This is a genomic window from Vibrio sp. Isolate25 (assembly GCF_022398025.1).
GTDB classification, from domain to species: Bacteria; Pseudomonadota; Gammaproteobacteria; order Enterobacterales; family Vibrionaceae; genus Vibrio; species Vibrio coralliilyticus_A.
This window is the reverse complement of the sequence record NZ_JAKEUT010000017.1, coordinates 64,532-72,656: the sequence shown is the minus strand read 5'-3', so window position 1 is coordinate 72,656 and position 8,125 is coordinate 64,532. Positions and strand designations below refer to the sequence as shown.

Genomic DNA, 8,125 nt, shown 5'->3' with positions numbered 1-8,125 from the left:
GGCGTAGAAATGGTAATGCCAGGCGATAACATCAAGATGACTGTAGAGCTAATCGCACCAATCGCAATGGACGAAGGTCTTCGTTTCGCGATCCGTGAAGGTGGCCGTACAGTAGGTGCTGGTGTTGTTGCTAAGATCTTCGACTAATTCTTAGGAATTGCTGAAGACTTCTGAAAAATCTTTGAATAAGATTTGACGAACCAGTAGCAAAAAGGGCATCATTTGATGCCCTTTTTCTGCACTAAATATAATGTTTGCTAATTTCTTATCCAAGCAAATATTAAGCAGGATTTTTTGCCCAAGATGTTGCTTCTTGGTCATTAAGAGAGTTCGCCAATCGAGTAAGGTTAGCGTCTCATGGATTTGCCCTGCAACAGCGGGGTTGTTGTCGTCTATATTAAGACTTGTGACAGGTTTGGTTTTATGAAAGCAAATAATGCTGAAACTCCTGAAAGCTCAAATGGCGCAGATATCTTCAAGTGGATTGTCACTTTCGTTCTGCTGACTGCCGCTGTTGTGGGTAATTACCTGTATGGTGAAATGTCTGTAGTGATTCGCGCTGCAGGTGTTGTTGTATTGATTGCTGCGGCACTAGGTGTTGCTGCTACAACAACAAAAGGTAAAGCTGCGATCGAGTTCGCTAAAGAATCTCGTATGGAAGTTCGTAAAGTGGTTTGGCCTACACGTCAAGAAACTATGCAAACTACTTTGATCGTTTTAGCTGTAAGTATTGTAATGGCTCTAGCACTTTGGGGCATTGACGGCATTATGGTTCGTCTTGTCAACTTTGTGACTGGGGTATAGAGGGTTTTAATTCATGAGTGAAGCTCCTAAAAAACGCTGGTATGTGGTTCAAGCCTTCTCTGGATTTGAAGGCCGTGTAGCTCAGTCTCTTCGCGAGCATATCAAAATGCATGGCATGGAAGAGCTGTTTGGTGAAGTTCTTGTTCCTACTGAAGAAGTAGTGGAAATGCGCGCAGGTCAACGTCGTAAGTCTGAGCGTAAATTCTTCCCAGGTTACGTCCTCGTTCAGATGATTATGAACGATGAATCATGGCACTTAGTACGCAGCGTGCCGCGTGTCATGGGCTTCATTGGTGGTACCTCTGACCGTCCAGCTCCTATCACTGATAAAGAAGCTGATGCTATCCTTAACCGTCTTGAGAAAGCGAGCGAGTCTCCTCGCCCGCGTACTATGTACGAAGCCGGTGAAGTGGTACGTGTTACTGATGGTCCATTTGCTGACTTCAACGGTACGGTTGAAGAAGTGGATTATGAGAAGAGCCGCCTGAAAGTGTCTGTATCGATCTTTGGTCGTGCAACACCAGTTGAGCTTGAGTTTGGTCAGGTTGAAAAACTTGATTAAAAAAACACCTTTTTAGGGTTGTTTAAGGCGCGAATTATGACTATAATTTCGCGCCTTTTTGCTTCTGTCGAAGCAAAAAGTTATTTACGTAAACGGGGAGCTGATCGGTCGATTAGCGTTTGTACCCAAAATTAGGAAAAATCATGGCTAAGAAAGTTGAAGCTTACATCAAGCTGCAAGTTGCTGCTGGTATGGCAAACCCAAGTCCACCAGTTGGTCCTGCTCTAGGTCAACACGGTGTTAACATCATGGAATTCTGTAAAGCGTTTAACGCAAAAACAGAATCTATCGAGAAAGGTCTACCGACTCCTGTTGTTATCACTGTATACAACGACCGTTCTTTCACGTTCATCACTAAGACTCCACCTGCTGCAGTTCTTCTTAAGAAAGCGGCTGGCGTTAAGTCTGGTTCAGGTCGTCCAAACACTGAAAAAGTGGGTACTGTAACTGACGCTCAAATCCAAGAAATCGCAGAAACTAAAGCTGCTGATATGACTGGTGCTGACATCGAAGCAATGAAGCGTTCAATCGCGGGTACTGCTCGTTCAATGGGCCTAGTGGTAGAGGGTTAAGATCATGGCAAAACTAACTAAGCGCATGCGCGTAATCCGCGAAAAAGTTGACGTAACTAAAGAATACGAAATCAACGAAGCTGTTGCTCTTCTTCAAGAACTAGCAACTGCTAAATTCGTTGAGTCTGTAGACGTTGCTGTTAACCTAGGCATCGATGCTCGTAAATCTGACCAGAACGTACGTGGTGCAACTGTACTACCTCACGGTACTGGCCGCGAAATCCGCGTTGCAGTGTTCACTCAAGGTGCGAACGCTGAAGCAGCTAAAGAAGCTGGCGCAGATATCGTTGGTATGGAAGATCTTGCTGAGCAAGTGAAGAAAGGCGAAATGAACTTTGACGTAGTTGTTGCTTCTCCAGATGCAATGCGCGTTGTAGGTCAACTAGGTACTATCCTAGGTCCTCGCGGTCTAATGCCAAACCCTAAAGTTGGTACTGTAACTCCTAACGTTGCTGAAGCAGTTAAGAACGCTAAAGCTGGTCAGGTTCGTTACCGTAACGACAAGAACGGCATCATCCACACTACTATCGGTAAAGCAAACTTCTCTGCTGAGCAGATCAAAGAGAACCTAGAAGCTCTTCTAGTTGCTCTGAAGAAAGCTAAGCCATCTTCTGCTAAGGGTACATTCCTGCAGAAAGTAAGCATCTCTACTACTATGGGTGCTGGTGTTGCTGTTGATCAGGCTAGCCTGAACACTCTAGCAAACTAATATATTTGCTTAGGCGCGAAATTTGTGTATAATTTCGCGCCTAATATTTGTGGTTGGGGCTGAATTTTGGTTCTGTAAGAATTAAGACCCAGTCTCCGTCCAAGACCGTAGGCGTCTGAATTTATTTGATAAATAAAGACTTAATTACCCTACGTAGATGGTGCCCGAACTGACAGAAAGCTCTATGTAAATAGTTACCTTTCTTCTGGGAAGCACCTCAATAGCTCTCACTGTTGTGATAATAGTGAGTGGTGTAACGACAACCAGGAGTAAATCCAAGATGGCTTTAAACCTTCAAGACAAAAAAGCAATTGTTGCTGAAGTCAACGAAGCTGCCAGTGGTGCACTTTCTGCAGTTGTAGCTGACTCTCGTGGCGTTGAAGTAGGCGCGATGACTTCTCTACGTAAACAAGCTCGTGAAGCGGGCGTTTACCTGAAAGTTGTTCGTAATACTCTAGCGCGTCGTGCGGTTGAAGGTACAGACTACGAGTGTCTAACAGACACTTTCACTGGTCCTACTCTAATCGCATTCTCTAACGAGCACCCAGGTGCCGCAGCGCGTCTTTTCAAAGACTTCGCTAAAGAGAACGACAAGTTCGAGATCAAAGCTGCTGCATTCGAAGGCGCAGTTACTGATGCTGAAGTACTAGCGACACTACCAACTTACGACGAAGCAATTGCACGCCTAATGATGTGCATGAAAGAAGCTTCTGCAGGCAAGCTGGTACGTACTATCGCTGCACTACGCGATCAAAAAGAAGAAGCTGCGGCATAAGCCTTGCTTTTTACTGGTTGCTAATTAAACTTATTGTTGATTTTAAAAGAGAATTGTTATGTCTATTACTAACGAGCAAATCCTAGACGCAGTTGCAGAAATGTCTGTAATGCAAGTTGTTGAACTAATCGAAGCAATGGAAGAGAAATTCGGTGTTTCTGCTGCTGCTGCTGTTGTAGCTGGCGGCGCTGCTGGTGGCGAAGCTGCTGCTGAGCAAACTGAATTCGACGTAATCCTAGAATCTGCTGGCGGTAACAAAGTTGCTGTAATCAAAGCAGTACGTGGCGCAACTGGCCTAGGTCTTAAAGAAGCTAAAGCTCTAGTAGACGGCGCACCTGCACCTCTAAAAGAAGGCATCGAGAAAGATGAAGCTGAAGCTCTTAAAGCTCAGCTAGAAGAAGCTGGTGCAAGTGTTACTGTTAAGTAATTATTGCATAGTTTCTTAGCCTAACGGCTAATGGCTGGTGGTTTTATAACCACCGGCCTTTTTGCGCTGTAGGGGTTGGGTGATTTTTCCGCTGTTTGAGCACCCAGGTTCCTAGCAAAAAACATTTCATTACAGCTTAATGAAATGTCACTACATTCAAACAGGTGTTAGTCACTGTCTCATAACGATTGGAGACAGTTTGGGTCACTTATCAGCGAGCTGAGGAACCCCATGGTTTACTCTTATACCGAGAAAAAGCGCATCCGTAAGGACTTTGGTACTCGTCCACAAGTGTTGGACATTCCATACCTGCTATCGATCCAGCTCGATTCGTTCGAAAAATTCATCGAACAGGATCCTGAAGGTCAATACGGTCTTGAAGCTGCTTTCCGTTCTGTATTTCCAATTCAGAGCTACAACGGCAATTCCGAGCTGCAATACGTTAGCTACCGTCTTGGTGAGCCAGTTTTTGATGTTAAAGAATGTCAAATTCGCGGCGTAACTTACTCAAAACCACTTCGCGTAAAACTACGCCTAGTTATCTTTGATAAAGACGCGCCAGCAGGTACTGTAAAAGACATTAAAGAACAAGAAGTCTACATGGGCGAAATTCCGCTTATGACAGACAATGGTACCTTCGTTATCAATGGTACCGAGAGGGTTATCGTATCCCAGCTGCACAGAAGCCCAGGTGTATTCTTCGACAGCGATAAAGGTAAGACCCACTCTTCAGGTAAAGTTCTATATAACGCACGTATCATTCCTTACCGTGGTTCATGGCTTGATTTCGAGTTTGATCCTAAGGACAACCTATACGTACGTATTGACCGCCGTCGTAAGCTACCAGCATCTATCATTCTTCGCGCACTAGGTAAGACGACAGAAGAGATCCTGGACATCTTCTTTGAGAAGGTGAACTTCGAGGTTAAAGATCAAACTCTACTTATGGAGTTGGTTCCTGATCGTCTACGTGGTGAAACTGCGTCATTCGATATCGAAGCAAACGGCAAGACTTACGTTGAAACAGGTCGTCGTGTAACGGCACGCCACATCCGTCAGCTTGAAAAAGATGGCGTTGAGCACATCGAAGTACCAGTAGAGTACATCGTAGGCAAAGTGTCTTCGAAAGACTACATCAACGAAGCGACTGGCGAGATCATCGTTGCGGCTAACCAAGAAATCAGTCTTGAAGCACTAGCGAACCTATCTCAGGCAGGCCATAAAGCTCTAGAAGTTCTATTTACGAACGACCTAGATCACGGTCCATTCATGTCAGACACGCTACGTATCGACAGCACGGTTGATCGTATTTCTGCACTGGTAGAAATCTACCGCATGATGCGCCCTGGTGAGCCGCCAACGAAAGAAGCTGCTGAAGCACTATTCGACAGCCTATTCTTCTCAGAAGAGCGTTACGATCTATCGACTGTTGGTCGTATGAAGTTCAACAGCTCTATCGAACGTGAAGATGCTCAAGAGCAAGGCACACTTGATGAAACAGATATCATCGAAGTGATGAAGAAGCTGATCGCTATTCGTAACGGCATCGGTGAAGTGGACGATATCGACCACTTAGGTAACCGTCGTATCCGCAGCGTTGGCGAAATGGCAGAAAACCAATTCCGCGTTGGTCTAGTACGTGTTGAACGTGCTGTTAAAGAGCGTCTAAGCCTTGGTGACCTTGATGCAATCATGCCTCAAGATCTAATCAACGCTAAGCCTATCTCTGCTGCGGTTAAAGAATTCTTTGGCTCTTCACAGCTTTCACAGTTCATGGACCAAAATAACCCGTTATCAGAAGTAACGCACAAGCGTCGTATTTCTGCACTGGGTCCTGGCGGTCTTACTCGTGAACGTGCTGGCTTCGAAGTACGTGACGTACACGTAACTCACTACGGTCGTCTATGTCCTATCGAAACGCCTGAAGGTCCAAACATCGGTCTGATTAACTCTCTATCTGCGTTTGCGCGTTGTAACGAGTACGGTTTCCTAGAGACTCCATACCGTCGCGTAGTAGATGGCGTAGTAACAGACGAAGTAGATTACCTATCTGCTATTCAGGAAGGTCAGTACGTTATCGCTCAGGCGAACACGGTTCTTACTGAACAAGGTACATTTGCTGAAGAGCTAATCACAGCTCGTCAGAAAGGTGAATCTGGCCTACACCCACGCGAACATGTTGACTACATGGACGTTGCAACTAACCAGGTTGTATCTATCGCTGCATCGCTTATCCCGTTCCTAGAACACGATGATGCGAACCGTGCATTGATGGGTGCGAACATGCAACGTCAGGCAGTTCCAACACTTAAGGCTGACAAGCCTCTAGTTGGTACTGGTATCGAGCGTAACATCGCCGTTGACTCTGGTGTTACAGCGGTAGCGAAACGTGGTGGTGTAATCCAGTCTGTAGATGCCTCTCGTATCGTTGTTAAAGTTAACGAAGACGAGCTGATCCCTGGCGAAGCAGGTATCGATATCTACAACCTAACTAAATACACTCGTTCTAACCAAAACACGTGTATCAACCAGCGTCCATGTGTGATGCCGGGTGAACCTGTAGCACGTGGCGACGTTCTTGCTGACGGTCCTTCAACAGACCTTGGTGAACTAGCTCTTGGTCAGAACATGCGTATCGCGTTTATGCCTTGGAACGGTTACAACTTCGAAGACTCGATTTTAGTATCTGAGCGCGTAGTTCAAGAAGACCGTTTCACGACTATCCACATTCAAGAGCTATCTTGTGTGGCGCGTGATACTAAGCTTGGTGCTGAAGAAATCACAGCTGACATTCCAAACGTAGGTGAATCTGCTCTGTCTAAACTAGACGAGTCAGGTATCGTTTACATCGGTGCGGAAGTGAAAGGCGGTGATATCCTTGTAGGTAAAGTAACGCCTAAAGGTGAAACTCAGCTAACGCCTGAAGAGAAGCTACTACGTGCTATCTTCGGTGAGAAAGCATCAGACGTTAAAGACACGTCTCTACGCGTACCAAACTCTGTATCCGGTACGATCATCGACGTTCAAGTATTTACTCGTGACGGTGTCGAAAAAGACAAACGTGCACTTGAAATTGAACAGATGCAGCTAAAAGAAGCGAAGAAAGACCTGACTGAAGAATTCCAGATTCTTGAGGGTGGCCTTCTAAACCGAGTTAAAGCTGTACTCATCGATGGTGGTTACACTGAAGCGAAACTAGACACTATCGATCGTAAGAAGTGGCTAGAGCTAACGCTTGAAGATGATGCTCAACAGACTCAACTTGAACAGCTTGCTGAGCAGTATGACGAGCTACGTGCTGATTTCGATAAGAAGTTTGAAACTAAGCGTCGTAAGATCACACAAGGTGATGATCTCGCACCTGGCGTACTGAAGATCGTTAAGGTTTACCTTGCGGTTAAACGTCGTATCCAGCCTGGTGATAAGATGGCGGGTCGTCATGGTAACAAGGGTGTAATCTCTAAGATCAACCCTGTTGAAGACATGCCTTACGATGAGAAAGGCCAGCCGGTTGACATCGTACTGAACCCACTGGGTGTACCTTCGCGTATGAACATCGGTCAGATCCTAGAAGTTCACTTAGGTCTGGCAGCGAAAGGCATCGGTGACAAGATCAACCAAATGGTGAAAGAGCAGCAAGAACTGGCTAAGTTCCGTGACTTCCTACAGAAAGTTTACGATCTTGGCGAAACTCGTCAGCAAGTCGATATTGCATCGCTTTCTGATGATGAAGTTCGTACGCTGATCAACAACCTGCGTGGTGGTCTGCCGATCGCGACACCAGTATTTGATGGTGCGAATGAAACGTCAATCAAAGAGCTTCTCAAACTCGGTGACTTGCCAGAATCTGGTCAGTTAACGCTGTTTGATGGTCGCACAGGTGATGCGTTTGAGCGTCCTGTAACGGTTGGTTACATGTACATGCTGAAACTGAACCACCTTGTTGATGACAAGATGCACGCTCGTTCTACTGGTTCGTACAGCCTAGTAACTCAGCAACCACTTGGTGGTAAAGCTCAGTTCGGTGGTCAGCGTTTCGGTGAGATGGAAGTATGGGCACTAGAAGCATACGGTGCTGCTTACACGCTTCAAGAAATGCTAACGGTTAAGTCGGATGACGTTAACGGCCGTACTAAGATGTACAAAAACATCGTAGACGGTAACCACAGCATGGAACCTGGCATGCCAGAATCGTTCAACGTACTGTTGAAAGAGATTCGCTCGCTAGGTATCAACATCGAGCTAGAAGACGAAGAGTAATCCCCACGGGGTTATT

7 protein-coding genes and 1 pseudogene are annotated in these 8,125 nt (G+C 45.8%); all 8 read left to right on the top strand.

Going from position 1 to position 8,125, the window contains the following annotated elements; translation table 11 throughout:
* A pseudogene (gene tuf / locus L1D15_RS19805) lies at positions 1-147 on the top strand (elongation factor Tu); the annotation flags it as partial.
* A 276-nt stretch (positions 148-423) separates the two neighbouring features.
* Complete coding sequence (gene secE / locus L1D15_RS19800) at positions 424-804, top strand: preprotein translocase subunit SecE (protein ID WP_239838038.1); 381 nt, start codon at positions 424-426, stop codon at positions 802-804.
* A 13-nt stretch (positions 805-817) separates the two neighbouring features.
* Complete coding sequence (gene nusG, locus L1D15_RS19795; RefSeq protein WP_239838041.1) at positions 818-1,366, top strand: transcription termination/antitermination protein NusG; 549 nt, start codon at positions 818-820, stop codon at positions 1,364-1,366.
* A gap of 143 nt (positions 1,367-1,509) precedes the next feature.
* Positions 1,510-1,938 (top strand): 50S ribosomal protein L11, encoded by a 429-nt coding sequence (gene rplK, locus L1D15_RS19790; RefSeq protein WP_006957115.1) that lies wholly within the window; start codon positions 1,510-1,512, stop codon positions 1,936-1,938.
* A gap of 4 nt (positions 1,939-1,942) precedes the next feature.
* Positions 1,943-2,647: a 50S ribosomal protein L1 gene (gene rplA / locus L1D15_RS19785; protein WP_004747603.1), complete on the top strand. Its 705-nt coding sequence runs from the start codon at positions 1,943-1,945 to the stop codon at positions 2,645-2,647.
* Between the two features lie 280 nt (positions 2,648-2,927).
* Positions 2,928-3,422, top strand: a complete 495-nt coding sequence (gene rplJ, locus L1D15_RS19780; RefSeq protein ID WP_006957114.1) for a 50S ribosomal protein L10 — start codon at positions 2,928-2,930, stop codon at positions 3,420-3,422.
* 58 nt (positions 3,423-3,480) lie between these two features.
* Positions 3,481-3,849 carry a 50S ribosomal protein L7/L12 gene (gene rplL / locus L1D15_RS19775; RefSeq protein ID WP_006957113.1) on the top strand — a complete coding sequence of 123 codons (369 nt, stop codon included), beginning with the start codon at positions 3,481-3,483 and terminating at the stop codon, positions 3,847-3,849.
* 231 nt (positions 3,850-4,080) lie between these two features.
* Complete coding sequence (rpoB, locus tag L1D15_RS19770) at positions 4,081-8,109, top strand: DNA-directed RNA polymerase subunit beta (protein WP_239866916.1); 4,029 nt, start codon at positions 4,081-4,083, stop codon at positions 8,107-8,109.
* Positions 8,110-8,125 lie beyond the last annotated feature (16 nt).